Source organism: Cupriavidus sp. UBA2010 (assembly GCF_002335265.1).
Classification (GTDB): Bacteria; Pseudomonadota; Gammaproteobacteria; order Burkholderiales; family Burkholderiaceae; genus Cupriavidus; species Cupriavidus metallidurans.
In genome coordinates, this window is record NZ_DDCI01000021.1 from 1 (window position 1) to 25023 (window position 25023).

Genomic DNA, 25023 nt, shown 5'->3' on the forward strand with positions numbered 1-25023 from the left:
ACCCACAGGGTTGGCAAGCACTTTCTGAAAATATCTAAAAAGGCCCTTTCAAGGCCTGATTGGCCATCGCCATAATCGTCGGCCCAACGGTGAATGCATCATATATATAGAGGCATGTGACACCATGGGTTCAGGCGCCAGACTCCCCGGTAGGGGATTCCGGCGAAAGTGGAGACAACTAGATGAGCATTCGTATCGTCAGGCTTGGCACACCCCGCGCAGCGGATGAAGGCCTGCGCATCGGTACCGTGAGGCGGCCACCACGAGGTGTCCCCAAGGCGGAGTTCGCCAGCAGGGACTATTACGATGTGTGGTACCCGGTACTTTCACCCTCCGCCGATCTGGTCGCGGAAGCGCAAGCAGCGGCAGACGACAAGGCCTGGCGCGCATTCGACAGGCATTTCCGGTCGCAGATGGCCGAACCGGACGCGAGTCGCACCTTGGATCTGCTGGCGGCGCTATCCCATCAGACCAATTTCTCACTCGGCTGCTATTGCGAGAACGAAGCCCATTGCCACAGGTCGATCCTTCGAGACCTGCTGGCTAAGCGTGGCGCCGATATCGCCTAAGTCTGATCGGCGTCGGGCTATGATGCGAAGCTTCGCCGGTGGAACGGCGAAGCCTTCTTACTGCCACTTTTCTCGCCGATGGCACTGAACCTCGTCTGGCTCGGATTCTTTCTCGTTTCTTTCGTTGCCGCATGTGTGCGGTTGATTGGCGGCGACACCGCGGTGTTTCCCGCCATGCTGGCTAGCCTGTTCGACAGCGCGCGCACTGCCTTCGAGATTTCGCTTGGGTTGGCCGGAGTGATGAGCCTGTGGATTGGCATCATGCGCGTCGGCGAGCGCGCCGGCGCCGTGGATATGTTCGCCCGACTGGTGAATCCACTATTGCGCCACTTCTTCCCCGGCGTGCCGCAGGGCCATCCGGCGCAAGGCGCGATGATGATGAATATCTCCGCCAATATGCTGGGGCTCGATAACGCCGCCACTCCACTTGGGCTCAATGCGATGCGCGAGCTCCAATCGCTAAATCGCCAGCCTGGCACCGCCACCAATGCCCAGATCATGTTCATTGTGCTGAACACGGCGGGGCTGACGCTGATTCCGACGTCGGTGATCGCCATCCGGCAGGCCATGGCTGTGAAGCAGGGATTGGTTGGCTTCAATGCCGCGGATATTTTTCTGCCGACGCTGCTTGCCACGGCGGTGTCTTGCCTGGCCGGTTTGCTGGCAGTGGCTTGGGTTCAACGGCTCAACCTGCTCAAACCCGCCGTACTGGTCACGTTTGGCCTCATCGGCGGCCTGCTTGGCGCCCTGTTCTTCTGGCTGCGACATGCTCCACCAGATCAAGTCAGCAAGCTCACCGCCCTGGCCGGCAGTGGATTTATCCTTTCACTGATCACCCTCTTCCTGGTCGCTGGAGCACTGCGCCGCATCAATGTCTACGATGCGTTTATCGATGGCGCCAAGGAAGGGTTCGGCGTGGCGGTGCAGATCATTCCCTACCTGGTAGCCATCCTCGTGGCCATCGGACTGTTTCGTGTCACAGGCTGCATGGATGTGGTGATGCAGGCGCTTACGAGCGTATTTCAGTGGCTCGGCATGAATACCGATTTCGTGCCCGCCCTGCCCGTTGGTCTCATGAAGATCCTCTCCGGGGCTGGTGCCAGGGGGCTAATGGTCGACGTGATGACAACCTATGGCGTCGACTCCTTCCAGGCACGGCTCGCAGCCATTATCCAGGGATCGACGGAAACCACCTTCTATGTGCTTGCGGTGTACTTCGGTAGCGTCAATGTGCGCAATACAAGGCACGCACTAGCCTGCGCACTGTTTGCAGATGGTGTTGGACTCGTTGCGGCTGTCTGGATTGCCTATCTTTTCTGCTAGTCGTTGTACGACCACAACGAGCTTGTGCGGTCATCGAACATCTCGCAAAAGGACGCTTGGTGCGACGCAACAAGTCGTGTATAGTGAAGTCTGTCTCCTCCACCACCTCGGTGGATTCCAACCCGCGCATCATCTGCGCGGGTTTTTTTTGCCCAAAATTTGGGGAATCGTGGATCAGTTGGACTGTTTCCTTCTGTCCATATGAGGAATATGGAGCACGCACCGTCATGCACCGCGCATCCCACTTGTGGTGCAACAATGCACGATTTGCGCACCAACCCCTGATTCAAATCAGATTTGTTGCGATGCAGCAAGCGGGCAAGTACAGTGGTATCGGTACTGACCCTGATACCACTCAGCCGCCCCCGCCTGCTCGATGCGCCCCGCCTTGCACTACCTCCGCTACTGGCCTGACGCCGCCTTTCTACGGCGCGGTGCGATCTACGCCTTGTCATTTCTCACGCTCGCCGGTACGGCCTGGCTGACTGGGGACAGTGGCTACATCTGGTCGGCCACGGCATCCATCTGGACTTGCCTTGCCGATCGCCCCGGCACCGCCGCCGCCCGTATTCGTGGACTGGCAACTGTAGGGATTGGTGGCGCAGCCGTCAGTGTGATCGGCGCGAGCCTCCATGCCTCGCCGCTAGCAGCGCTGGCGTTCGTGCTGGCCGCGGGTCTTGTGGCCGGCTTGTCGGAGGTTCGCGGTCCCGCCACCGCGCTGTGGTTCAAGCTCCTCTACGTAGTCTTGATCGCCGCGTGCCTGCAGCCAGCGTCAGGGCCATCCGCCTCCATTCATGCCTGGATGGCCGGCTTGGATTTTCTTCGCGGCGGCCTGTTCGCCTGCGCGGTCAGTCTTGTGTTGATCCCCTCGGATCGCGAGACACGCCCACGGACTGAGATCATTGCTATCTACGACGCACTGCGCGGATTCGCGGTGGCGCTCGCAGGAGCGCGCTCGCTGGATATGACACCGCACAAGCAGGAGATTCGCCTTTGCATCGAAACGGCGCGCAAGGCGCTAGTCAGCCGGCGTGGCCTGGCCGATCCCGTTGCGCTCCTGCACTACGCCTACGCCATCGCGGTCGGCGATGCGATATTCGCGCTGTTGATTGTTGCCGGCGAATTGCGCGAAAGGCTGGGCGTCGGCCATGCGTTGCCACTGGCCTGCGCGGCTAGCCGGCTGACCGACATGCACGCTCAGGTTCTGCAAGCCCTGTCCTGCCACGGCCCGGACCTTCCCGCTCTGACGGCCATGCTCTTCCGGGACCTGCGTGAACTGGCTGCCCGGCGTACCCATGCCAGCACGCCTCCGGCATATCAATCGGCCCTGGCTGCGCTTGCGCAGTTTCCTGCGTTCGATCGCTGGCGCGAAGGCTTCTCCTGGCCAAACAGCGGATTCGCCAGCCTGATCGATCGTCTCGGTCTCATGCTGGCGGATCTGGCCGCGCGCGACACTCGCGTCACCCGGCACGCGGTGCGCCTTGCGCTCGCCGGCGGCCTGAGTCTTCTACCCGCGCAGATCTGGCATGTCGATCACGGCTACTGGGTGGCCGTCACCGTGATCATGGTGTTGAGTCCGCGGCTGCAGACGACTCGCCAGATCTCGTTCTTGCGATTTGCCGGATCTCTGGCCGGTGCCCTGCTCGCCTGCGCGATCAGCCTGTTGCACCCAACACCCGCGCCGGTGCTGGGACTAAGCGCCCTCTTCCTGGCGGGTGCCTATGCTGCGCGGCTGGCGGGCAACCCCGGGGGCTTTGCCTTCTGTCTCACACCAGCGGTCATTCTCTTCTCCTGGCTCGGTGAACCCACATCGAGCAGCAGCCAGGTCGCAGCGATGCGAGGGCTCGATACCGCGATCGGGTGTCTGATCGCACTGGCTAGCTACTACATACTGGCACCGCGTGCCGAGCTATCGCGGGTCTTCCGCCACAGCATTGACGCGCTGGCGGTCAACGCCGTCTACCTGCGCGCGGCGAGCCGCGCCTCGCGCACACTCACGCCGTCCCATTTGCGGCTCGAGGCCCTGCGCGTGGCGGCGGGCCGTGCATCATCTCGCGCCGAAGCCACGCTGTCCCAGTCCGCCGGTGATCTCGCCTCCGATCTGACGGCGGCCCACACGTCGCTGCATGACACGGCGCGGCGCATGGCTTCTCTGGCCGGGCTGATTCGGGCCAGCGCGGAATCGGGAAGTGTCGACCAACCCCCGGGTCCCGGGGTTCAGGCCCTGCTATCGGCACTTGAGGTACGACTGGCGGAGGTTGCGGCACGACCAGGGCGGATTGATGCGATAGCCCCCTCCGCGCCTGACTGGATCGGACCGTCTCCACTCGCCACCACGGCATTCGAGCAGTTCCTGGTCGAACAAGCGGCGTACGCCAATGCCTATGTCGACAGCGCGCATCAAGCCGTTGCCCAGATGAGCGCACTGGCCGCAGCGCACGAGCACGGCAGCCGCTCCCGGCGGAGCAGCTTGCGCGCCAGTTGATGCGATCGACCAAAAGGAGAAATTCGGGCTCGCTCAGGGTTGCCGGACGGCTGCAGTTACCTATATTAAAAGGATATTCGCCGTTTCCCCGTTCCCGGCAAGACGAGGTGCGCCATGGTCGATATCACGTTCCCGAACAGCAACCCGACGTACTGTGGCGCCAGTCTGACGCTCTCCTGCCCGGCCACCGTCAACGGCAATCGTTCGCAGTATTCGGTCACGGCCGAGGCGCTTGAGGCCTACTGCGGCGCGCGCTCCCCGCGCGAAGAGGATCTGGTGCGCGCCTTCACAAACAACCGCGCGCGCATCGAGCAACTGGCGCACAGCATGTTTGAGCTGACCGAAGCGCGCGAAATCATGCTGCGTGGCGGACACTTCCGCTTCGCCGGCTGAACGTTCGCGCGCCTGGCTTGTTACTGCTCTGACGACGTCCCGCGCACCAGCAAGACCGGCATGGTCGACTGACGAATCACGGCTTCGGCAACGCTGCCGAGCACGAGCCTGCGCACGCCGCGTCGGCCGTGTGTACCGATGACGAGCAAATCGCCGCCCCACTCACTGGCCGCAGCGTTGATCGACCCAGCTATGTCGCCGGCCACGGCAGGTTCCGTGACGAGTTTCGTCTCGAACTTCACCCCGGCATCGCCAAGCAACTTGCTGGCGGCCTCGAGGGCTCGGGTGCCGCTTTCCACGAAAGCGCGTTCGATCTGCGACGGATCGTAGTACCCGGCGTCGAACAGCACCATGGCATTGTCGACGACATAGAGCGCGAGAATCGTCGCCCCGCTGCCCCCCGCCACACGAATCGCCTCCTGCAATGCCAGATCCGAGGTGCTGCTTCCATCTACCGCCACCACGATCTTGCTGTAAGCCTTGCTCGCCATTGCATTGCCCTCCAGTAAAGAGATGAATTTTCATACTACACGTGGCGCGTGCCTCACGTGACGGCGTGATTCTGAAATCGTTCGCCAATCGGATAGTCTTTTAAATTGACCGACCGGTCGGTTTATATATATAGTGAGCAAGCCCGACCGACCCAAGCACCCAGATCACAAATCACGAGTCGGCCCGTCGCAGCAGACGCCCCGTCAAGGAGACGTGATGTACACACAGAGCCTCGACCTGCCCGGCCAGGCACCGCAAGTGGCGCCCATCGCCCCGGAATTCGCCGATCAACAGGCCGCGTTCGATGCCCGCATTGCCGAGGACGGCAAGATCGAGCCGATGGACTGGATGCCGGACGCCTACCGCAAGACCCTTGTCCGCCAGATCTCGCAGCATGCGCATTCCGAAATCGTCGGCATGTTGCCCGAAGGCAACTGGATCAGCCGCGCGCCGTCGCTGAAGCGCAAAGCCATCCTGCTGGCCAAGGTCCAGGACGAAGGCGGCCACGGACTCTATCTATATAGTGCGGCCGAAACCCTCAATGCCTCGCGCGACGACCTCGTCGATGCGCTGCACGCGGGCCGCGCCAAGTATTCGTCGATCTTCAACTACCCGACGCTGACTTGGGCGGATGTCGGCGTCATCGGTTGGCTGGTCGACGGCGCCGCGATCATGAATCAGATCCCGCTGTGCCGCTGCTCATACGGGCCGTATGCGCGGGCCATGATCCGCATCTGCAAGGAAGAATCGTTCCACCAGCGCCAGGGCTACGACGCGTTGCTGGCGATGATGCGTGGCACCGAAGCGCAGCGCGATCTGGTGCAGGACGCCGTCAATCGCTGGTGGTTCCCGGTGCTGATGATGTTCGGCCCGCCCGACTCCGCATCCACCAACAGCGCCCAGACCATGGCCTGGGGCATCAAGCGCATTTCCAACGATGACCTGCGGCAGAAGTTCGTCGACGCCACCGTCGAGCAGGCCAAAGTGCTCGGCGTGACGTTGCCCGATCCCGGCCTGGTATGGAATGCCGAGCGCGGCCACTACGACTACAGCCCGCTCGACTGGGAAGAGTTCTGGCGCGTGATCAACGGCGACGGCCCGTGCAACCGGGAGCGCCTGGCCACACGCGTCAAGGCACATGACGACGGCGCCTGGGTACGGGAAGCCGCACTGGCCCACGCCGAAAAACAGGCACATCGCAAAGCCGGCGCCAAAGCAGCCTGAACGCCAAGAGGAGACAGACATGACGCAAAAGGAATGGCCACTGTGGGAAGTCTTCGTCCGCAGCAAACAGGGCCTGGAACACAAGCACTGCGGCAGCCTGCACGCCGCGGATGCGCAACAGGCGCTGCTCATGGCACGCGACGTCTACACGCGCCGGCAGGAAGGCGTGTCGATCTGGGTGGTGCCATCGTCGGCGATTACGGCCAGCGCGCCTGCCGAGAAGGGCGAGTTGTTCGACCCGGCGGCCGACAAGATCTACCGCCACCCGACGTTCTATCAGTTGCCCGAAGAAGTGAACCACATGTAAGGCCGGCGACATGAATTCATCCATCACTGCCGCCGCCAACGGCGACGCCGCATTGGACGGCCTTCCTCTCGCACGCACCGCGCCGCTGCAGTATGTGCTCCGCCTGGCCGACAATGCGCTGATCCTGGGACAGCGCAATGCCGAATGGTGTGGCCACGGCCCGGCGCTAGAGGAAGACATCGCGCTGACCAACATCAGTCTCGACCTGATCGGGCAGGCCCGGCTGCTCTACAGCCACGCCGGCGTGCTCGAAGGCCAGTTGACCGGCCGCACCCGGCATGAAGACGACTACGCCTACTGGCGTGCCGAGCGCGAGTTTCACAACTGGACGCTGCTGGAACTGCCGCACCACGGACCGCTGGCCGGCACTGCACGCGCGGATCGTGACTACGCCATCACCATCATGCGCAACTTCCTGTTCGGCGCGTTGATGGTGGAGTTGTGGCCCGCGCTGGAGCGCAGCCGCGACACCGAGCTCGCCGCCATCGCCGCCAAGTCGGTAAAAGAAGCGCGCTACCACCTGCACCATGCCGCCGGCTGGGTCGTGCGGCTTGGCGATGGCACCGAAACGTCTCACCTCCGGATGCAACGCGCGCTCGAACATCTGATGCCGTACATGAACGAGTGCTTCGCCGCCGATCCGATCGAGCGGGAAGCCGCAGAGCAAGGCATCGGCGTGCTGACCGCCGACTTGCGCGATGCATGGGACGCCACGGTACGCGCCACACTCGAAGAGGCGACGTTGCGCCTGCCGGCCGAGTCCGCGTTCCTCTCGACAGGCAAGCAGGGCGTGCACTCGGAACACATGGGCTATCTGCTGGCCGAGATGCAGGGCCTCGCGCGCGCCCATCCCGGCGCGCAGTGGTAAGCCAGGGATCGAAGCCATGCGCGACACCCCCGCCCGTGATGCCACCACATCCCCGTTCGCGCCGACATTTTCGACGCCTTCGGGGAAAAGGGCCGATACACCCGACGATCGGCTCGCCTGCGCGCGCGCGGCACTGGAGGCCGTGCCAGACCCCGAAATCCCGGTCGTTTCTATCCGCGACCTCGGCATTCTGCGAGACGTACGGCTGGGCGACGATGGACTGACGCTGGAAGCTGTGATCACGCCGACGTACTCGGGCTGCCCGGCGATGTCGCAGATCGAAGAAGACGCGGGCCGCGCGCTCGAGGCCGCCGGGGTCGCCCCCTGGCGCGTGCTCACAGTATTGGCGCCCGCCTGGAGCACCGACTGGATCACCGAATCCGGCCGCGCCAGCCTGCGCGCCTTTGGCATCGCCCCGCCCGGGCACTGCGTCACGGATGCCCCACCGGATAACGCCAAACCGCTGCGCTTCGTGCCACGGGCCCAGTCCGAAGACGCCGTGACATGCCCGCGCTGCGGCAGCCCCCATACGCAGGAGCTGTCGCGCTTTGCGTCCACTGCGTGCAAGGCGCTCTACCGCTGCCTGGACTGCCGTGAGCCGTTCGACTATTTCAAACCTTACTGACCCCCACCGGCCATGACCCCACAGTTCCATCCGCTGCGCGTGGCGCAGGTTCGTCCCGAGACGTCCGATACGGTGTCGATCGCATTCGATGTGCCTGACGCCCTGCGGGATGCCTACCGGTTCACCCAAGGCCAGTTCCTCACGTTGAAGGCGCCGGTAGGCGGCAACGACGTGCGCCGTTCGTACTCGATCTGCAGTGGCGTGCAGGACTACGCTGAAAGCGGCGAACTGCGCGTGGCGGTCAAGCTCGTCGACGATGGTGTGTTTTCGACCTGGGTCCACGACAACGTCGAAGCCGGACAGACGCTAGACGTCATGACACCTGATGGACGCTTCCATGTACCGCTGGACCCGGCCACGTCGCGTCATTACGTGGCCTTCGCCGCCGGCAGCGGCATCACGCCGGTGCTATCGCTGATCCGCACCACGCTTGCCATGGAACCGAACAGCCGCTTCACGCTGGTCTACGGCAATCGCAGCGTCGACACGATCATCTTCTCCGAAGCGCTCGAGGACCTGAAGAATCAGTATTTGTCGCGCTTCACGCTCTATCACGTGCTGTCGCGGCAGCCGCAGGAGGTCGATCTGCTGCATGGCCGCCTGGATCGCGAGCGCGTGGGCCGGTTCCTTGGCTCACTGATTCCGATCGACGACATCGACGCCGCGTTCGTGTGTGGTCCCGCGTCGATGATCGACGAGGTGGAGGAGGCGCTCAAGGCAGCTGGCCTCGACCCGCACCGCATCCATGCCGAGCGCTTCGGCGTGCCACTCGGCCCACGGCGCGAGACACCCGTTTCGCTCGAAGGACAGACCGGCACGGCCGAACTGGTGGTGGTGCTGGACGGCAAGCAGCACAAGATGCGCCTGCCGCTTGGCAATGCCAAAGTGCTCGACACCGCGCTGGCGGCCGGCCTCGACCTGCCCTACGCCTGCAAGGGCGGGGTCTGCTGCACCTGCCGGGCAAAAGTGCTCGAGGGCGAGGTTGAAATGGAGAAGAACTACACGCTCGAGCCGTGGGAGATGGAAAAGGGCTTTGTCCTGACCTGTCAGGCCCGGGCGGTGACGCCGCGCGTGGTGGTCAGCTACGACGAGCGCTAGGCGTCGCGCATATGGTGGAAATCCCACACGCCGGGGTGCCGCCAATGCGCGACTGACCACATGCCGTGATTACAATGGCGGGGACAGGCTTGATCCGTCGCACCCTATACAATCACGGTCATGCAATATATCCATGTCGTCAACGGCGATGTCGCGGGCACCACGCTGCGCCAGGCTCTGGCCCAGGCGGCCCGTCCCGATCCGGTTGTCGTCCTCCGTGACGACCTCGCCGTCGGCCCCATTGCCGATATCGACAGTACCGGCCTGATCCGCTCCGGCTTTTGGCAGCGGGTGGCGCCCCATTCCGATATCGACTTCGCCGCCGAGATGCGCCAGGCGCTGGATCAGTTCCAGGCCCTGCGCCGCGACGACATGGAGGTGGCGATCTGGCACGGTCAGAGCGCGTCAGACCAGTTGATGTTGCGCCGCGTGGTCTTTCATCTCTATCAGACGCCGCAGCGGATCAACGAGGTGGCGATGGACCTGCGCGAGCTGGAAACGCCCACGCATGGCAGCCTGACCGCCATCGGCATGTATTCGGCCGCAAGGCTGGCGCGCCGGTTCTCGACCATCGCGCCGGTCTCGGTGCTGCGCCTGGGCCGGCTGGGCTACGAGTGGCAGCAGAACGTCAAGGAGAATGCCGACGTGCGGCTGTGGAAAGGCAACACGCTGGTGCCAGCGGCCTACCACACCGTCGACGACGTGATCCTGGAGCGCGCCCCCGCCGAGTGGACACCGGCCGCCCAAGTGGTGGGCAGCGTGATGGGGGCCATCGAAGGGCTGCTGGCCAGCGACTGGTTCGTGTTCTGGCGCTGCCGTGAGCTGGTCAGCACCGGCCAGCTCGTGCTGCGCGGTAACCCTGAGGCACTCGACACCTGCGAGCTCCGTCGCAACAGCCTCGCCGACGACGACGCGTGAACCCGGTCTCTTAATCGACCCAGCAAACCCCAGCGACCCCCGATCGCCCTCCCGGCGAACATTTCGGAGCCATATGGCCAGAACCAAAGCGCCCGATTTCGAGGCGCAACGAGAACAAATCCTTGACCTGGCAGCGGCTGCCTTCGCGGCCACCAGCTACCCGAGCACGTCGATGGCCGATCTGGCCGCCGCGTGCGGCACGTCGAAAGCCCGGCTGTACCACTACTACGAGAGCAAGGAGGCGATCCTGTTCGACCTGCTGGACCGCTACACGTGTCAGCTCATGCAGATCGTCAGCGAGGTGGAAGCGGATAGCGCTCGGCGCGGGCTGAACAGCCGGGAGACGTTCGGGCACTTGCTGCGCGCCTTCCTGGCCGAATACGAAACGTCGCAGACACGCCATATCGCGCTGATCAACGACGTGAAGTTCCTGGCTGAAGAACAGCGCGATCAGATCCTCAAGCGCGAGCGCGACGTGGTGGCCGCTTTCACTCGCCTGCTGCGCCTTGCCTATCCGGACCGAGTCACGGCTGAGAACCAGACCGCGCTGACCATGACGGTGTTCGGCATGATCAACTGGACGTTCACGTGGCTCAAGCCCGGCGGCAAGCTGTCATACGCCCAGTTCGCGGAGATGGTGGTCGACCTCCTCGAAGGCGGCCTGACCCCGCGCGGGACCGGCATCACCGGATAACGCGCCCCAGCGACAGCGCCCGCCATCAGGACCACTCGGCCTCCTCGCGCTTGCGCCGCTGCTCGCGATCCTGCCGGAACATTTCCTCGAGCTCGTCTCGCGCCTGCTTGGTCAGGGACGTCAGCTTCTTCTGGTCTGTGTAGTACGGATAGAACCGGTCGATCCCCTGGATGTTGTGACGGCGGAACCGAAGCGCCACGTTGCGTGCCTCCGCGGGGTCGAAGCCGAGGCCTTCCAGCACGCGGCGCCCCATCATCAGCGACCCCTCGAACATCTCACGCTCGTAGATGCCAACACCCCGGTCCTTGAGCTGGTAGACGTGCGACACATGGCGTGCCCGGGCACAGATCGTCAACTCCGGCCAGCGCTCACGCACGCGGTCGATCAAGGCGAGGCTGTCTTCCATGCCATCGATCGCCACGACCAGAATCTTCGCCTCCGCCACGCCGGCTGCCTCGAGCAGGTCCACTCGCGTGGCATCGCCGTAGAAAATCTTGAAGCCGTACTGGCGCAGGAACTCGATCTGGTCCGGATCATGGTCGAGCACGGTCACCCCGATGCCCTGCGCATAGAGCAAGCGACCAATGATCTGACCATACCGCCCGAAACCCGCGATGATTACCGGGTTGTGCTGCGGCGGGATCACATCGTCGGGCTTCCGCATCAGGATGTGCAGGCGCGGCGCGATCAGCTGATCGAAGACAAGCAGCAAGAGCGGCGTGGCCACCATCGACAGCGCCACGATCAGGACCAGCAGCGCGTGCATATGCTCGGTCAGCAGGCCGACATTGTCGGCCACCGAAAACACCACGAACGCGAACTCGCCGCCTTGCGAGATCAAGAGCCCGAACAGCAACCACTGGCCTCGCGCAATCCCGAACCGGGGCGCGAGCACCGCCAGCACCAGTGTCTTGACCAGTACGAATCCAGCAACCAGCCCCAGTACCTTCCACGGCGCCTGGGCGAGCACGCCGAAGTCGATCGACATGCCGACGGCCATGAAGAACAGGCCGAGCAGCAACCCCTTGAATGGCTCAATGTCGGCTTCCAGCGCGTGTTTGTACTCGGAATCCGCCAGCAGCACGCCGGCGACGAATGTGCCAAGCGCCATCGACACGCCCACCGCTTCCATCATCAGCGCGATGCCAACCACCAGCAGCAGCGCAAAGGCGGTGAACATCTCGCGCATGTCCGTGCGCGCGATGAACCGCAATGCGGGCCGCACGAGGTACCGGCCACCGACCACCACGATGCCGAGCACCGCCACCGCCCTGGCCACCGTTTGCCAGTGCGGCGGGCCATGGGGCGCAATCTCGGCGGCGTCGATCGCCAGCAAGGGCAGCAGCGCGATCATCGGGATCGCAGCGATATCCTGGAACAGCAGAATGCCGAAGCTGGCCGCACCAGCGGGCGTGCCCATCAGATTCCGCTCGGCCAGGGTAGCAAAGGCAATGGCGGTAGACGACAGCGCGAGCCCCAGACCGGCGACGATCGCGACCTGCCACGACGCGCCCAGCAATGCGGCCGCTCCCCCGACTACCAGCGCACACGCTGCCATCTGAGCCGTGCCATAGCCAAAGATCGTCTTGCGCAGGTTCTTCAGCTTGCGTGGCTCGAGTTCGAGGCCGATCACGAACATCATCAGGACAACGCCGAACTCCGAGAAATGGAGAATCGACTCGACGTTGGTCACCAGCCTCAACGCGTAGGGCCCGATTGCCGCACCCGCCAGCAGATATCCGAGCACGGCGCCAAGCCCGAATCGCCGCGCCAGCGGCACGGCCACCACTGCCGCCACCAGGAAGACAACCAGCGCAATCATGAAATCGTGCTGGTTCATGGCGCGTCCTCCCCGCCCAGCTCCGCATCGGTCCACTGTTGCGTTTCAGGGGGTAGTGGTAGCGCCGGCAGATGACGCGCCACATGCTCGATATGGAGCGCCACGGCATCGCTATCGGCGTTGTCGGCGTCATGCAGCACCACCGGCGGCAGCCAGGTCATGCCGCACAACAGCGCGGTCTGTTCGAGCGGCAGCAGGAAATCGGCGATTGGATGGCCATGGGTGCCCTCCGGGCCATAGGCATCGGCATGACCACCGGTGCTGACCACAGCCAGCATCGACTTGCCACGCAGCGCCGTGCCGCCGGGGCCAAAGGCCCAGCCGCTTTCGAGCACATCATCCAGCCACAGCTTGAGAAGCGCGGGCACGCTGTACCAGCGCACGGGAAACTGCAGGACCAGGGTCTCGGCGGTGGACAGCAAGCGTTGCTCGGCAACGACATCGATGTCGTAGTCGACGTAGAGCCGGTACAACTCGCGCACTTCCACATGGGGCAACGCCGCCAGCGCTTCAGCAAGGGGACGGTTGACGCGTGAACGCCGGGGCGAAGGATGCGCGAAGATCACAACTACGGGGGGCTCGGTCATGGTGTCTGGGTACGAACGGGTCCAGCGAGTGGCCGGCAGCAGGAGAATGCGGCGTTGCAGCAAATCCACAACACGCCCCCTGGTGACGCCAGGATCGCGCAGCCAAACCGTTGATTTGGCTCAATTTTTCGAAATATCACACTTTTCTGGGTGTGTTGCGGCGCAGGATAGCTTACGCGAGACTGACAATTCCACTACAATAGTTTTCGCGTCGCAGCAACCTAGTGTTTGCCCGGATCCGGTGCATCGTGACACGAAAGTGCACAGGCATCCACCGCGACGGTGTTATTTTTATACCGATCACTGAAGAAGGAAACAAAAGTGAACCCGCTCGAACTGAGCAAGGCCGTCGGAGCCGTAACCGACGAAGATCTCCGCCGTGCAGCCGCAGCAAGCCAGGCAGCCCAACGTCACACCGTTCTGGTTCGTGAACTGGCCGCCCATCACCGCTCGCGCCTGCTCAAGCATTTCCTCGCCCTGGGTGAGGAGGATCGCCTGCTCCGTTTTGGCCAGTCGGTGGGTGATCACGTGGTCGAGGCATACGTCGACAGCATCGACTTCGACCACGACAGCGTGTTCGGCGTCTACGACGAGAACCTGGAACTGATCGGCGTGGGCCACTTCGCCAACCTGCGCGACAACGCGCAGGGCCGCGTCGCCGAATTTGGCGTGTCGGTCTCCAAGAGCGCGCGTGGCCGCGGTATCGGTAGCGCGCTGTTCGAGCGGGCCGCGATCCACGGGCGCAATACCAGCGTGCGTACCCTTTACATGCACTGCCTGTCGCGCAACGCGGCGATGATGCACATCGCCAAGAAGGCCGGCATGAAGGTGCAGTATGCGTACGGTGAAGCCGATGCGTACCTGGAACTGACACCGGCCGACACCGTGAGTCGTCTGACTGAAGCGCTTGATGAGCAGGTTGCCGACCTCGACTACATGATGCGTCGCAATCTGCGCGATGCCCGCCGCTTCGGCCTGCGCTTCTGGCGTTCGCTAGTGCCGCAGAAACACACGGTCTGACACACTCTGCGCTAGCACGCCCAACACGCTAGCCCGGAAATGCAAACGGCGCACCCTGGCGGTGCGCCGTTTGCATTGGCATGGCGTTCAGCCAGCCGATCAGGCGTTGCCAGCCACTGGCAGCGCCGTGGTGTCCTTGATCGATTCGAGCGCGAAGCTCGAACGCACGTCGATCACGGAAGGATGCGCAAGCAGTTGCTCCTGCATGAAGCGGGCAAAGTGTTCCATGTCCTCGACATATACCTTGAGCAGCAGGTCCATCTCGCCGGTCATGGCATGGCAGGCCGCGACTTCGGGCCACGTCTGGATGGCCGCCCGGAAGAGGTCTAGCGGCGCCTTGCCTTTCGGGGTGCCCCCCTGCTTTTCCAGCCTGACGTTGATATAGGCGAGCAGGCCCAGCCCGATCTTGTTGGGCTCCAGCAGCGCTGCATACTGGCGAATGACGCCAATCTCCTCCAGACGACGGATGCGACGCAGACAAGGGCTTGGCGACAGATTCACGCGCTCCGCCACTTCCAGGTTCGTCAGCCTTCCATTGGTCTGCAGGACTTCCAGGATCTTTCGGTCGATCTTGTCCAGCTCCACCTTGCTCACGTTTTGTTGCTCCGCAATATGTTTGTCGGCAATTTTTTTGCGCAAATTTAACAAGTCGTGCACAAATGCGCAATTTTTTTGATGCGATACCCGCTATCACGGGCCAAATACGCCGATGAAATGCACTAGATTGCACAGGCAAGGATGGTGCCATGATCTTTCATGAGGCTCGACCACGAAAAAAAAAGCGCGACCCGAAGGTCGCGCTCGTCTGCCGGTGAAAGTTGGCTTAGTTGCCGCCGCTCGAAGGCATTGCAGGCGCCGGCGCGGCACCCGGACCGCCAGGGCCGCGGCGCTCCATCCGGTCCATACGTTCCTTGTGCATCTTCTGCATGCTGGCTTCCATCTCAGCCATCGTCACCTTGCCATCGTGATTGGCATCAATCCGATCGAAACGGTTTGCCATGCGCGGGAAGGCCGCCTTGAACTCGTCGCGGGTCAGCGCACCGTCGTTGTTCTTGTCAGCGGCCTTGAACTTGGCCTCGAAATCAGCCTTCATCTCGGCGCGACGCTGCTCCCACATTGCCTTGTGAAAGGCCGCCAGCTCGGACTTGTCGAGCTTGCCGTCGTGGTTCGTATCGATCTTGTTGAACAGCGCATCGAACTCGGCCTTCGAGATCGTGCCGTCCTTGTCCGTATCGGCCAGCTTCATCAGCCAGTCTCCGCCGCGATGCTCGCCCGGGCCACCCATGCGGTGCATGGGCATGCCTTGCGGGCCGTCGGACGGCGCAGGCGCTGCGGTCTGGGCAAAGGCGCCACCGGCGACCAGGAATACGGCCGAAGCCGCGATGAACTGCTTGAGTGCGTGCGTCTTGTGATTGCGTTGCATGTCTGTGCTCCTTTTCATCACGTTGGGCATGTACGGATTAGAACCCAGACAACCACGCAAGTTTGGCGCTTTTAATACGATGTTACGGGGCTCACAGAACGGACGAGTGCCGTAAACAGACGCAAGATACTCAAACAGTACGCAATACTCTGAAACGTATTGGCATCCAACAAGCTTAGTCCTTCGCGCCCAGGCTCTCGCCAACCGGGCCTTGCGCAGGCGCGTGTTGAGGCGGCGGTGGCACCGGCTGTGCCGGGGATGCGGTGAACTCCTGTGGCTGGGCCGGCGCGCTGACCACGGGCGGCGGGGCGACCGGGGCCGGCATCGGTGTCGATAGCGGTGCACCGGCACCCGCGGGCGGCGCTGCGCCGAGGTTGGCCGGCCGACCCGCTGTCGGTGTGTTCTGCACCGGCAATGCAATCTCCTGCCGCACGCCGTTGCGTTCGATCACGATGTTGCGGCTGTGGATTTCCGTCAAACGAATCTGCGCAGACAGCGATGCGCCGACGCGCACAGCCTTGGGCGGCCCGCCATCGAGCGACAGAATTGCCGCCGCAGGGCCTACGCCGTCCAGATCCGCCACGACGCCGATCAGTTGCACATCGCGAACGCCTGACTGGGCGCTGCCGCCGAATAGCGTCGCCACCGCTCCGGTCTCGACTGGCTCGGTCTGGGCGATACGCGCGGATGTTGGTACGGGGATCGTCCGCATTGCGCTGAATACCAGGACCCAATGGGTCACCAGCGCGCACAGCGCGACAAACAGCGCCAGGCCGGCCAGGCGGGGCATCCAGGCGGCGGACGGGTCGAAACGGAGGGCAGGCCGAAGCAGGGTTGACACAGATCGATACGCCGGGCGGCTCGAATAGGGAGACCGCCTAGCGTACCAGACCCACATGTCACCTGTCGTCTGCCAACTGACGCAATATCAGCAGGCAGATTCGAAGAATGCGACGGCGATCAAAGGATATCGTCGAGCAGGTCGGGCCCGAACACTTCGCGATGAATGTGTCCGACTGGAATGCCCGAGGCAATCAGCGCGCGACGCTGCTCCTGCATGAAGCCAAGCGGGCCACACAGGTAGAAACGGGCGTCATTGAACGCGGCGTTGTCACCGGACTTCAGCAGCGCCTCGACCGGCATCATGCCGGCGTGGTCGTAGTCGCGCCCCGAGGCATCCACCGACTGCGGCGTTTCATAGCTGACATGAGTACGCAGATTGGGCATACGCTCGCGCGCCCATGCCACGTCCCGACGATGCGCGTGCTGACGGCCATGACGGGTGGCATGGGCAAACAGCACCTGGCGATGCGGATTTTCGTGTGCGAGCGTGCGCAGCACCGAGACCATCGGCGTCACGCCGATGCCTGCTGACATCAGCACGATCGGCTGTCGGCTGTCGAGTTCTGGCGCGAAATCGCCCCAAGGGGTGCTCACATGCAGCGTCGTGCCGACCTGGGCGTTCTCATGCAGCCAGTTCGATACCGTCCCCGCCGGCGCGTCGCTGGAGCCATCTTCGCGCTTCACCGAGATACGCCACGTCGGGAGGCCGCGCTCGCCCGAAAGCGAGTACTGGCGCAGTTGACGGCGTCCATCGGCAAACGATGCCTCGACGCTGATGTACTGACCCGGCGCGAAGTCACGCAGCGGCGAGCCGTCTTCGGCGGCCAGTGTCAACGCCACCACCTGATCCCCCTCCAGCTCGCGGTTCACCACGCGCACGCGCAGAAGTTCACCTGCCGCCACGCCATGGCGTTCATAGAGTCGGGCCTCGGCGGCAATCAGTTCGCCGGCCAGCAGCCAGTAGGCTTCGTCCCAGGCGGCCAGCAGCGGCGGCGTGGCGGCGTCGCCCAGCACGGTGGCAATGGCTTCCAGCAGATACTTGCCGACAATCGGATAGTGGGCCGGCGTCAGACCGACCGCCACATGCTTGTGGACGATACGTTCTACCACTGGCGCAAGCACGTCGGCACGATCGATGTTGGCCGCATAGGCGAACACTGCCGAGGCCAGCGATTGCTGCTGCGAGCCATTGGCCTGATTGCCCATGTTGAAAATGCGCTTCAGTTCGGGGCGCGCCGCGAACATCTCTCGGTAGAAATGTGTCGTGATCGCAAGACCGTGCTCACGCAGCACGGGGACGCTGGCATCGATATAGGGGCGGGAAGCAGCGGACAACATCAGCAAAACTCCTTGAATCATGCATATAAAATGCATGTTTTTGCGCACAATAAAGCCGGCAGACGACATGGGTCGGGGTGGCCCCCCGAATCCTTATGCCACGTGCCGGCTCAGGAAATCTCGATGCAGGCTGATGATCGATTCGGCCGTGCGGCTACCTGACACGTCGGCCAGGGTCACGCCATCCAGCGCACGATAGAACGCCTCTTCGGCGTCATCAAGTGCCCGTTTCAAACGGCAGTTGCCATTCAAGGCACATGGCGGATCGGCGCAGTCGATGATGGCCTTGCGGCCTTCGAGTTCGCGCAGGATCGCGCCGACGGACAATTTCTCCGCTCCGGGGCCGAGTTGCAGACCACCGTGGCGCCCGCGCGTTGCCGAAATCCAGCCGAGCTTCGACAACCGCGCAGCCACCTTCACAAGGTGGTTATGCGAGATATCGAATTGCTGGCCAACCTCGGCAATCGTGATTGGCCGGCTGCCGTCGCCGCGTGATACATACATCAGCAGGCGCAGCGCGTAGTCGGAGAATCGGGTCAGTTGCATCGTGACTGGAATCATAGATAACGTGCATCGCCAATGCAAGATTTTTGATGCAATGCAGCATTAGGCACAGCCGGATATGCCTCGGCACATTAAACAGTCATGCGGCGGCGGTTATACTTTCCGATCATATCCGCCGCGCTGCTTGCCTCGGCGCGGCTCTCTCCCGACATACAAGTCCAAGGCACTACACACGATGCGCAGATTCGCCACCCAGCCCGATATCCGACTCCCCAGCCAACGCCGTCGCGCGCGCGGCTTCACCCTGATCGAAATCATGGTGGTGATCGTGATCCTGGGGGTGCTCGCGGCCCTGGTGGTGCCGAAAATCATGAGCCGCCCCGATGAGGCACGCATCGTCGCGGCGCGTCAGGACATCTCGTCGGTCATGCAGGCGCTGAAGCTTTACCGCCTCGACAACGGCCGCTACCCGACCACCGAACAGGGTCTGGCGGCACTGGTGGCCAAGCCGACCATCGAGCCCGTTCCCAACAACTGGAAGGGCGGTGGTTACCTGGAAAAGCTGCCGAAGGACCCGTGGGGTCATCCGTACCAGTATCTGAACCCCGGCGTACGCGGTGAGATCGACGTGTTCAGCTTCGGTGCCGATGGCCAGCCCGGCGGCACCGGCAACGACGCCGACATCGGCAACTGGGAATAAGCGCCCTCTCTGATCCATGCACCCGGCGACACCACGCGGCCTGACCGCATTCGCTCCTTGTCGCCGGACGTGTCGCCGGGTTCCCGGCTTCACGCTGCTCGAACTGCTGGTGGTCATGGTGATCGCCGGCATCGTTATCTCGCTGGTGGCCGTCAATGCATCGCCCAACGAACGCGGGCGCGTGCTCGACGACGGCCAGCGCATCGCCCGCCTCTTCGAACTCGCCCAGGAAGACGCCCAGCTTGGCGCCCGCCCGATCGCCTGGGAGGGTGATGCCGGGGGTTGGCGCTTTCTCGAATCCACGCCGCAGGGCTGGGTGCCGATGCGGACCGATGTCTTCGCGCCTGGTCAATGGCGAGTACGCCTGGATGGCGCCGTCATCGCCGAAGGCGGGCGCCGCCTGGGTACCGGCCCGGTCCGACTGGTCTTTGGTCGCGAACTGATCGACGAACCGCAGCGCCTGATCCTCACGAGCGGCGCCATCCGCGTCGACGTGACCGGCGATGGCAGCGGCCGCTACGTGGCCACGGTCCTGCAATGAGCGCGCGTCGCATTCGTCAGCATCGCCGCGAAGGCTTCACGCTGATCGAGGTACTGGTCGCGCTGACGATCCTCGCGGTGGCCCTGACCGCCGCCATGCGTGCGATGGGTTCGATGACCGAGTCGAGCATCTCGCTCCAGCAGCGCATGCTGGCCGAGTTCAGTGCCGAGAACCACCTCGCCACATTGCGACTTTCGAAGACCTGGCCCGAGCCCGGCACGCGCGGCTACGACTGCCCTCAGGGCGGCGCCGCGCTCTGGTGCGAGGAATCCGTCACGAGCACGCCGAATCCCTCCTTCCGGCGCGTCGAGATCTCCGTTTTCCCTTCGGCCACCAACAAGTCCGTGCGGCTGGCCTGGCTCGTCACGCTGGTTCCGAATGAAACGCGCAATGTCCTCTGACCGCGGCCGCGGCTTCACGCTGCTCGAGATGCTGGTGGCGATCACGCTGCTGGCCGTGATGGCCGTGATCGGGTGGCGCGCGCTCGATTCGATGACGCGCTCCCGTGAACGCCTGGTCGATCACGACAAGCGGCTCGATACGCTCAAGGTGCTCTATGGCCAGTTCCAGTCCGACTGCGAGCACCTGACCCTGCCTGCGCTACTGCAGGCCAGCCCGGTGGAACTCGCCCAGAATCAGATACTGATGGTGCGCGATCGACGCGATGCCGGCTCGCCGCCGGCCTGGCAGGTCGTGTCCTATCGCCTGGACGGCAACACGATCGTCCGCGCGGCCAGCCGTCCGGCGATATCGCGCAACGAGGTACAGAACGCCATCCAGTCGATGCGTCAGGCGGCCGCCACGACAGGTGTCCAGTTGCGTCCGCTGCTGCCCGACGCCCAGCAGCTTTCAGCACGGGTCTGGGTGGAGCCGTCCGGTTGGCTAACGGACACCGGGCGCATACGGGCCGCGCTGCAGCAAGGCAGCGCTGCGGCGGCAGTCGGCGCCAGCGATGCGCAGGCCGGCCTCGACCTCGTGGCGAAGACCGTGGCGATCCGTGCGGTCGAACTGACGGTCCTGGCCCGCATGGGCGACGGCGACGTACCCCGCCAGTTCCAGAAGATCTGCACGACGGGCCTATGACCGCGCGCCATCACACCCCCTCCTCCTTCATGCGATCCCGCCAGCGTGGCGCCGCTGTCGTCACAGCGCTGCTGATCGTGACGCTGGCCGTGGTGGTGGTCTCCGGCATGCTCTGGCGCCAGCAGGTGCAGATCCGCTCGATCGAGAATCAGCGGCTGATGGCGCAGGCTCAGTGGATCGAACGCGCCGCGGTGGACTGGGCACGCCTGATCCTGCGCGACGACCAGCGCCGCTCAAACGTCGACTACCTCGGCGAGCCGTGGTCGGTCCCAGTGGCCGAAACACGCCTGTCCGATTTTCTCGGTGCCGGGCTTCGCACCGATCAGGCCGGAGAAACGTCGTTCCTCTCGGGCCGCATCCTGGACGCCCAGGCACGTTTCAATCTGACCAACCTCTATCAGTCGACGTCCGGCGAATCCGGTCTCACGATCTCCATCGACCCTGCATCGATGCAGGCATTCGGACGCCTGCTTCAAACGCTCGGCATGAACGCTGCGCTGGCGGAGACCACCGCGCAATATGTCCTACGCGCGGCCAAGGGTGGATCGGGCGACGGGCAACCCGTGCCGAGGCCGCCAGACAGCGTGCAAAGCCTGCTGGCGATTCCGGGCTTCACCCCGGAGATGATCGACACGCTCGAGCCGTTCGTGACGGTGCTGCCCGAACGCACCACGGTCAACGCCAATACCGCGGACGCGGAGGTGCTGGCCGCCGTGATCGACAAGCTGCCGCTGGACCGCGCGCGCGAGCTTGTCCGCCAGCGCGATCGCGCCTATTTCAACAACACTGGCGACATCACGACACAGTTGCAGACGATTGCACCAAAGGCGGTAATCACCGCCAACACGCTCGACGTGAGCTCGCGCTACTTCCTGATCTACGGTCTGGTGCGGCACGATCGGGCGCGCCGCCTCAAGGTATCGCTGGTCGAGCGCCAGAACGTGCAGGGCAGCGGCAATACGACCCGCGTCGTCTGGTCGCGTGATGCCGATGCCATGCCCCCGTCGAACTAACTGGCCGACGCGCATCCGGTCTTGTCCTGCGACAGAGTTAGATTCTGCCGCCTGCAAATTGGGATGGGACGCTATTGACGCGAGTTAGTCACACAGGCAAGGTATGCTGCTGCGCCGAACCTGGGCGGCTGTCTGCCGCTACTCCAGGCTATCCCCCGCAACGATTTGCGTCGCCCGGACGCCCCTGTCGGGCGACTTCCGCGCGACTTTTCCACTGATTACAGGGAAATTTTGAGTACCACCCTCTACGTCCGCCTGCCGCATCGGCCGCACGATCAGCCGCAACCGTGGCAGTTCGGCGCCATGCCATTTGCGCTGGTACGCACGCCCGTAGGGGACAAGCATCGCCGTCAGGCGGCCGAACAGGCACCCGAGCTGTTGCGCGAAGGCCACGCCGTGCCGTCAGAGATGCCGCCGGCAGACCGCCTGGTGCTGATCGTGGCCGCCAGCGATGTCCTGCTGACGGCGGCAATGGTCCCGCCTCTGCCGCCAGTACGGATGCGCCTCGCGCTCCCGAACCTCGTCGAGGACGTGCTGGCCACCGACGCCGCGCCGTGCCACATCGCCCTGGGGCCGGCCTTCGATGGCGCCGGTTCAGCGCGTGGCCCACGCCGCCGCCTGCTGATGGTGACTGACCGTGCCTGGATGCGCGCCGCGCTCGACCAGTTCGCAGAACACAAGCATCGCCGCCGCCATGTGGTGGCCGCCCAGCTTTGCCTGCCGCTCGCTGCCCCGGTCACGGCCCCCGAACCCGCGCCAGAGCCGGAACCGGCGTTGGCCACCGCGGATGGTCCCGCATCTCCGGCCCGTGCTGCTGGGCAGTCGGCGCCAACAGAAGCGGGCACAGCCGGTACCAGTCTCGAACAACCCGCCACGCTGGTCGTGGAAGGCGCCACCTCGACGCTCGCGCAATCGGCGCTGTTGCTCGACACCGCGGCACCCGCGCCGGGCGAACTGTCGCGACTGTGGCAATTGACCGTGCGTACCGGCCCGTACGAGGGCTACGGTCTGCTGCTCGATGATCGGGCGCTGTCGACATGGCAGCTCCTGGCGCCGGCCGGCCAATGGCATGGCGACAGCGCTGCCCTGGCAAACGCGCCAGTACCGGCGCTACAAGGCAAGCGTCCGCCGATGCACGCATCGCGTGCCTCCGAGACTTGGCGCATCTGGCTGGCTGGCGTCGAGGAATGCCTGCAGCAGCCTCAGCTCGATCTGGCGCAGTTCGAGTTCGCCCAGGGACGCATGGACCGCTGGAACGTGCGCGCATGGCGCTGGCCGGCCCTGCTGGTCGTCGCGCTCCTGCTCGTGCAGATCGTCGGCATGAACGCGCAATGGCTGGCGCTTCGCAAGGAAGCCAAGCGTCTGGAGGCGGCTCAGGTCGATCTGCTGCACACAGCATTCCCGAACGTGCCGCCAGTAGCCGAGCCCATACTGCTGATGCGCCGCCAGGTGGAGCAATTGCGCACGGCCAGCGGTCGCAGCACACCCAACGATTTCCTGCCGCTCGCCGACGGCTTTGCGCGCGCCGCGCGCGATCTGCCGCCCGATGCGCTGCTCCAGCTCGAATACCGCGCCGCAACGCTCTACGTGACGCTCAAGCCCCGCACCAACACCTCCGCACTGCAGAACGCCGTGCGTCAGGTCGGTCTGCAGATGGATGAAGACAGAAGCCCGCCCGATGCGGCGAGCCGCAGCGGGGGCGCCCCGACGCCGACCGGTTCGCACTGGACCGTGAAGGCGGAAGGCGGGACGGCATCATGAGATCAGGCATGTCAACCAGCATGGCCACGCGCCTCGCCCGCTTCAAACCGCGCGTCCCCGATCGGTGGCGCGAGCAGTTCGACGTATTCTGGACCGCACGCAATCCGCGCGAGCAGGCCATCCTCGGCGGTGGCGCGGTGGTGCTCGTGCTGGTCTTCGGCTACCTGCTGCTGTGGGAGCCGGCCGCGGTCGAGGGAGCGCGGCTGACGCGAAACCTGCCGGTGCTGCGTGCGGATCTGGCCGAGATGGAAACGTTGGCGCAGGAAGCACGCGGCCTGTCCGCGAATCGTGCCCCGTCACTGCGTGGCGACGCACTGACCCAGGCGCTGCAGGACAGCCTGGTGCAGCACGGGCTGAAGGCCACGCGCCTGATGACAACCGGCGACAACGCCGTCCAGATACAGTTGGACAAGGTTCCGTTCGGGTCCGTGGCCGGTTGGCTGCAGGACGTACGGCTACAACAACGGCTGAAGGTCACCGATACACGTATCAGCTATGTGGGCGCCACGGCGTTGGTCAACATGACCGCGACGCTGCAGGGCCCTGGCACCGGCGGCCGGTGATGGCGCGGCTCGAAGCCCTGCGTCTGCCGCGACGGCGCATCCGCGCGTCACGTGGCTGGAGGCGCGTGCGCTGGACGTTGCTCTGCGTCGCCACTGTCGGCGTCACCGTACTGGTGTCGATGCCGGCCACGTGGCTGGCCGAACGCATCGCCGGCGAGACGCAACGCCGGGTGCTGCTGGCCGACGCGGCGGGCACGATCTGGCACGGCAGCGCCACGCTGGCGCTGTCAGCGGGCACGGGTAGCCAGACCGCCACGGTACTGCCGGGGCGCCTGAACTGGGACGTGGCATTCTGGCCATTGCTCACGGGCACGGCCCGCGTGACCGTCTCGCACAGCGAGGCGATGGGCGCGCCGACGACGGTAGCCGTCACGCCGTCGGGCTGGACCGTGACGCCGGGCAGCATCCGCCTGCCGGCGTCACTGCTCGAGGGCATCGGCGCGCCTTTCAATACGCTGCGTCCCGACGGCATGATGCGTATCGACTGGTCGGCGCTGCAAGGCAAGTTCGCCGGCAACCAGAAGTACGGGCACCTGACGATGCAACTCGAGCAGATGTCCGCCGCAGTAAGCCGGTTGCGCCCGTTGGGCAGCTACCGCGCGGAGGTCGAGCTGGCCGGCGCGGACGGCACGCTGCAACTGAAAACCACGGCCGGGCCGCTGTACCTGGAGGGCAGCGGCACGATCGGCCGGCAGGCACGCTTCGATGGCACGGCACATACCGACCCCGAAGCGGCCACCCAGCTGGCAGGCCTGATGAGCCTGCTGGGACGACATGAGAACAATGTGACCAGGCTGCGCTACTGAGGCCC

28 protein-coding genes are annotated in these 25023 nt (G+C 64.3%); 20 read left to right on the forward strand and 8 right to left on the reverse strand.

From position 1 onward, the window contains the following. Nucleotides 1-182: 182 nt before the first annotated feature. The 4 genes from B2246_RS16570 to B2246_RS16585 all read left to right on the forward strand — a co-directional run bounded on the left by B2246_RS16570 (nt 183) and on the right by B2246_RS16585 (nt 4770). Nucleotides 183-569 (forward strand): DUF488 domain-containing protein, encoded by a 387-nt coding sequence (locus B2246_RS16570; protein WP_008647090.1) that lies wholly within the window; start codon nt 183-185, stop codon nt 567-569. Nucleotides 570-647: 78 nt separating this feature from the next. Continuing rightward, nucleotides 648-1892: a nucleoside recognition domain-containing protein gene (locus B2246_RS16575; RefSeq protein ID WP_286882604.1), complete on the forward strand. Its 1245-nt coding sequence runs from the start codon at nt 648-650 to the stop codon at nt 1890-1892. Nucleotides 1893-2268: 376 nt separating this feature from the next. Then, nucleotides 2269-4377, forward strand: a complete 2109-nt coding sequence (locus B2246_RS16580) for an FUSC family protein (RefSeq protein ID WP_286964052.1) — start codon at nt 2269-2271, stop codon at nt 4375-4377. Between the two features lie 114 nt (nt 4378-4491). Next, nucleotides 4492-4770 (forward strand): DUF1488 domain-containing protein, encoded by a 279-nt coding sequence (locus B2246_RS16585; RefSeq protein WP_008647095.1) that lies wholly within the window; start codon nt 4492-4494, stop codon nt 4768-4770. Between the two features lie 20 nt (nt 4771-4790). Here B2246_RS16585 and B2246_RS16590 read toward each other — a convergent pair whose 3' ends face one another. After that, nucleotides 4791-5261: a universal stress protein gene (locus B2246_RS16590; protein WP_008647102.1), complete on the reverse strand. Its 471-nt coding sequence runs from the start codon at nt 5259-5261 to the stop codon at nt 4791-4793. 217 nt (nt 5262-5478) lie between these two features. Between B2246_RS16590 and paaA the strand changes: the two genes are divergently transcribed. The 7 genes from paaA to B2246_RS16625 all read left to right on the forward strand — a co-directional run bounded on the left by paaA (nt 5479) and on the right by B2246_RS16625 (nt 10996). Continuing rightward, nucleotides 5479-6486, forward strand: coding sequence for a 1,2-phenylacetyl-CoA epoxidase subunit PaaA (gene paaA / locus B2246_RS16595; protein ID WP_035884348.1), 1008 nt, complete (start codon nt 5479-5481; stop codon nt 6484-6486). A gap of 19 nt (nt 6487-6505) precedes the next feature. Continuing rightward, entirely contained in the window at nt 6506-6793 is a 288-nt protein-coding gene (gene paaB, locus B2246_RS16600; RefSeq protein WP_008647104.1) for a 1,2-phenylacetyl-CoA epoxidase subunit PaaB, read from the forward strand. 10 nt (nt 6794-6803) lie between these two features. After that, nucleotides 6804-7661 (forward strand): 1,2-phenylacetyl-CoA epoxidase subunit PaaC, encoded by an 858-nt coding sequence (gene paaC / locus B2246_RS16605; protein ID WP_035884349.1) that lies wholly within the window; start codon nt 6804-6806, stop codon nt 7659-7661. A 16-nt stretch (nt 7662-7677) separates the two neighbouring features. Further along, complete coding sequence (paaD, locus tag B2246_RS16610) at nt 7678-8286, forward strand: 1,2-phenylacetyl-CoA epoxidase subunit PaaD (protein ID WP_286882606.1); 609 nt, start codon at nt 7678-7680, stop codon at nt 8284-8286. A 12-nt stretch (nt 8287-8298) separates the two neighbouring features. Next, nucleotides 8299-9384: a 1,2-phenylacetyl-CoA epoxidase subunit PaaE gene (paaE, locus tag B2246_RS16615; protein WP_008647107.1), complete on the forward strand. Its 1086-nt coding sequence runs from the start codon at nt 8299-8301 to the stop codon at nt 9382-9384. A gap of 120 nt (nt 9385-9504) precedes the next feature. Then, nucleotides 9505-10302, forward strand: a complete 798-nt coding sequence (locus tag B2246_RS16620; protein WP_008647110.1) for a DUF1835 domain-containing protein — start codon at nt 9505-9507, stop codon at nt 10300-10302. A gap of 73 nt (nt 10303-10375) precedes the next feature. After that, nucleotides 10376-10996 (forward strand): TetR/AcrR family transcriptional regulator, encoded by a 621-nt coding sequence (locus tag B2246_RS16625; RefSeq protein ID WP_008647112.1) that lies wholly within the window; start codon nt 10376-10378, stop codon nt 10994-10996. A 25-nt stretch (nt 10997-11021) separates the two neighbouring features. Here B2246_RS16625 and kefC read toward each other — a convergent pair whose 3' ends face one another. Beyond that, nucleotides 11022-12836 (reverse strand): glutathione-regulated potassium-efflux system protein KefC, encoded by a 1815-nt coding sequence (gene kefC / locus B2246_RS16630; protein WP_035884351.1) that lies wholly within the window; start codon nt 12834-12836, stop codon nt 11022-11024. Next, nucleotides 12833-13423, reverse strand: coding sequence for an NAD(P)H-dependent oxidoreductase (locus B2246_RS16635; protein ID WP_024569359.1), 591 nt, complete (start codon nt 13421-13423; stop codon nt 12833-12835). The genes kefC and B2246_RS16635 overlap by 4 nt, the downstream gene beginning before the upstream one ends. 321 nt (nt 13424-13744) lie before the next feature. On the opposite strand from B2246_RS16635, the gene B2246_RS16640 reads away from it, so the two are divergent. After that, nucleotides 13745-14443 carry a GNAT family N-acetyltransferase gene (locus B2246_RS16640; RefSeq protein WP_008647117.1) on the forward strand — a complete coding sequence of 233 codons (699 nt, stop codon included), beginning with the start codon at nt 13745-13747 and terminating at the stop codon, nt 14441-14443. Between the two features lie 99 nt (nt 14444-14542). Here the strand turns inward: B2246_RS16640 and B2246_RS16645 are convergent, their stop codons facing one another. The 5 genes from B2246_RS16645 to B2246_RS16665 all read right to left on the reverse strand — a co-directional run bounded on the left by B2246_RS16645 (nt 14543) and on the right by B2246_RS16665 (nt 18593). Further along, nucleotides 14543-15037: an Lrp/AsnC family transcriptional regulator gene (locus B2246_RS16645; RefSeq protein WP_008647119.1), complete on the reverse strand. Its 495-nt coding sequence runs from the start codon at nt 15035-15037 to the stop codon at nt 14543-14545. 229 nt (nt 15038-15266) lie between these two features. Further along, the gene (locus B2246_RS16650; RefSeq protein WP_008647121.1) at nt 15267-15866 is read right to left on the reverse strand and encodes an EF-hand domain-containing protein; all 600 of its coding nucleotides are present in this window, start codon (nt 15864-15866) and stop codon (nt 15267-15269) included. A 175-nt stretch (nt 15867-16041) separates the two neighbouring features. After that, nucleotides 16042-16656: a general secretion pathway protein gene (locus B2246_RS16655; RefSeq protein ID WP_035884352.1), complete on the reverse strand. Its 615-nt coding sequence runs from the start codon at nt 16654-16656 to the stop codon at nt 16042-16044. Between the two features lie 170 nt (nt 16657-16826). Continuing rightward, a complete protein-coding gene (locus B2246_RS16660; RefSeq protein ID WP_186425423.1) occupies nt 16827-18047 on the reverse strand; it encodes a globin domain-containing protein in 1221 nt (406 codons plus the stop codon). A 93-nt stretch (nt 18048-18140) separates the two neighbouring features. Further along, nucleotides 18141-18593: an RrF2 family transcriptional regulator gene (locus B2246_RS16665; RefSeq protein WP_024569529.1), complete on the reverse strand. Its 453-nt coding sequence runs from the start codon at nt 18591-18593 to the stop codon at nt 18141-18143. Nucleotides 18594-18786: 193 nt separating this feature from the next. Between B2246_RS16665 and gspG the strand changes: the two genes are divergently transcribed. From gspG to B2246_RS16705, 8 genes are all read left to right on the forward strand, one after another. Beyond that, nucleotides 18787-19251, forward strand: a complete 465-nt coding sequence (gspG, locus tag B2246_RS16670) for a type II secretion system major pseudopilin GspG (protein ID WP_008647896.1) — start codon at nt 18787-18789, stop codon at nt 19249-19251. Between the two features lie 16 nt (nt 19252-19267). Next, the gene (locus B2246_RS16675) at nt 19268-19792 is read left to right on the forward strand and encodes a prepilin-type N-terminal cleavage/methylation domain-containing protein (protein ID WP_286882607.1); all 525 of its coding nucleotides are present in this window, start codon (nt 19268-19270) and stop codon (nt 19790-19792) included. After that, nucleotides 19789-20193, forward strand: a complete 405-nt coding sequence (gspI, locus tag B2246_RS16680; RefSeq protein WP_008647894.1) for a type II secretion system minor pseudopilin GspI — start codon at nt 19789-19791, stop codon at nt 20191-20193. Before B2246_RS16675 ends, gspI begins: the two co-directional genes overlap by 4 nt. After that, the gene (locus tag B2246_RS16685) at nt 20183-20875 is read left to right on the forward strand and encodes a PulJ/GspJ family protein (RefSeq protein ID WP_286882608.1); all 693 of its coding nucleotides are present in this window, start codon (nt 20183-20185) and stop codon (nt 20873-20875) included. The genes gspI and B2246_RS16685 overlap by 11 nt, the downstream gene beginning before the upstream one ends. Then, complete coding sequence (gene gspK, locus B2246_RS16690; protein ID WP_008647892.1) at nt 20872-21888, forward strand: type II secretion system minor pseudopilin GspK; 1017 nt, start codon at nt 20872-20874, stop codon at nt 21886-21888. Before B2246_RS16685 ends, gspK begins: the two co-directional genes overlap by 4 nt. 231 nt (nt 21889-22119) lie before the next feature. Further along, nucleotides 22120-23649, forward strand: coding sequence for a type II secretion system protein GspL (gene gspL / locus B2246_RS16695; RefSeq protein WP_286882609.1), 1530 nt, complete (start codon nt 22120-22122; stop codon nt 23647-23649). Nucleotides 23650-23657: 8 nt separating this feature from the next. Continuing rightward, nucleotides 23658-24212: a type II secretion system protein M gene (locus B2246_RS16700; protein ID WP_008647890.1), complete on the forward strand. Its 555-nt coding sequence runs from the start codon at nt 23658-23660 to the stop codon at nt 24210-24212. After that, nucleotides 24212-25018 carry a type II secretion system protein N gene (locus B2246_RS16705; RefSeq protein ID WP_008647888.1) on the forward strand — a complete coding sequence of 269 codons (807 nt, stop codon included), beginning with the start codon at nt 24212-24214 and terminating at the stop codon, nt 25016-25018. The genes B2246_RS16700 and B2246_RS16705 overlap by 1 nt, the downstream gene beginning before the upstream one ends. Nucleotides 25019-25023: the final 5 nt, after the last annotated feature.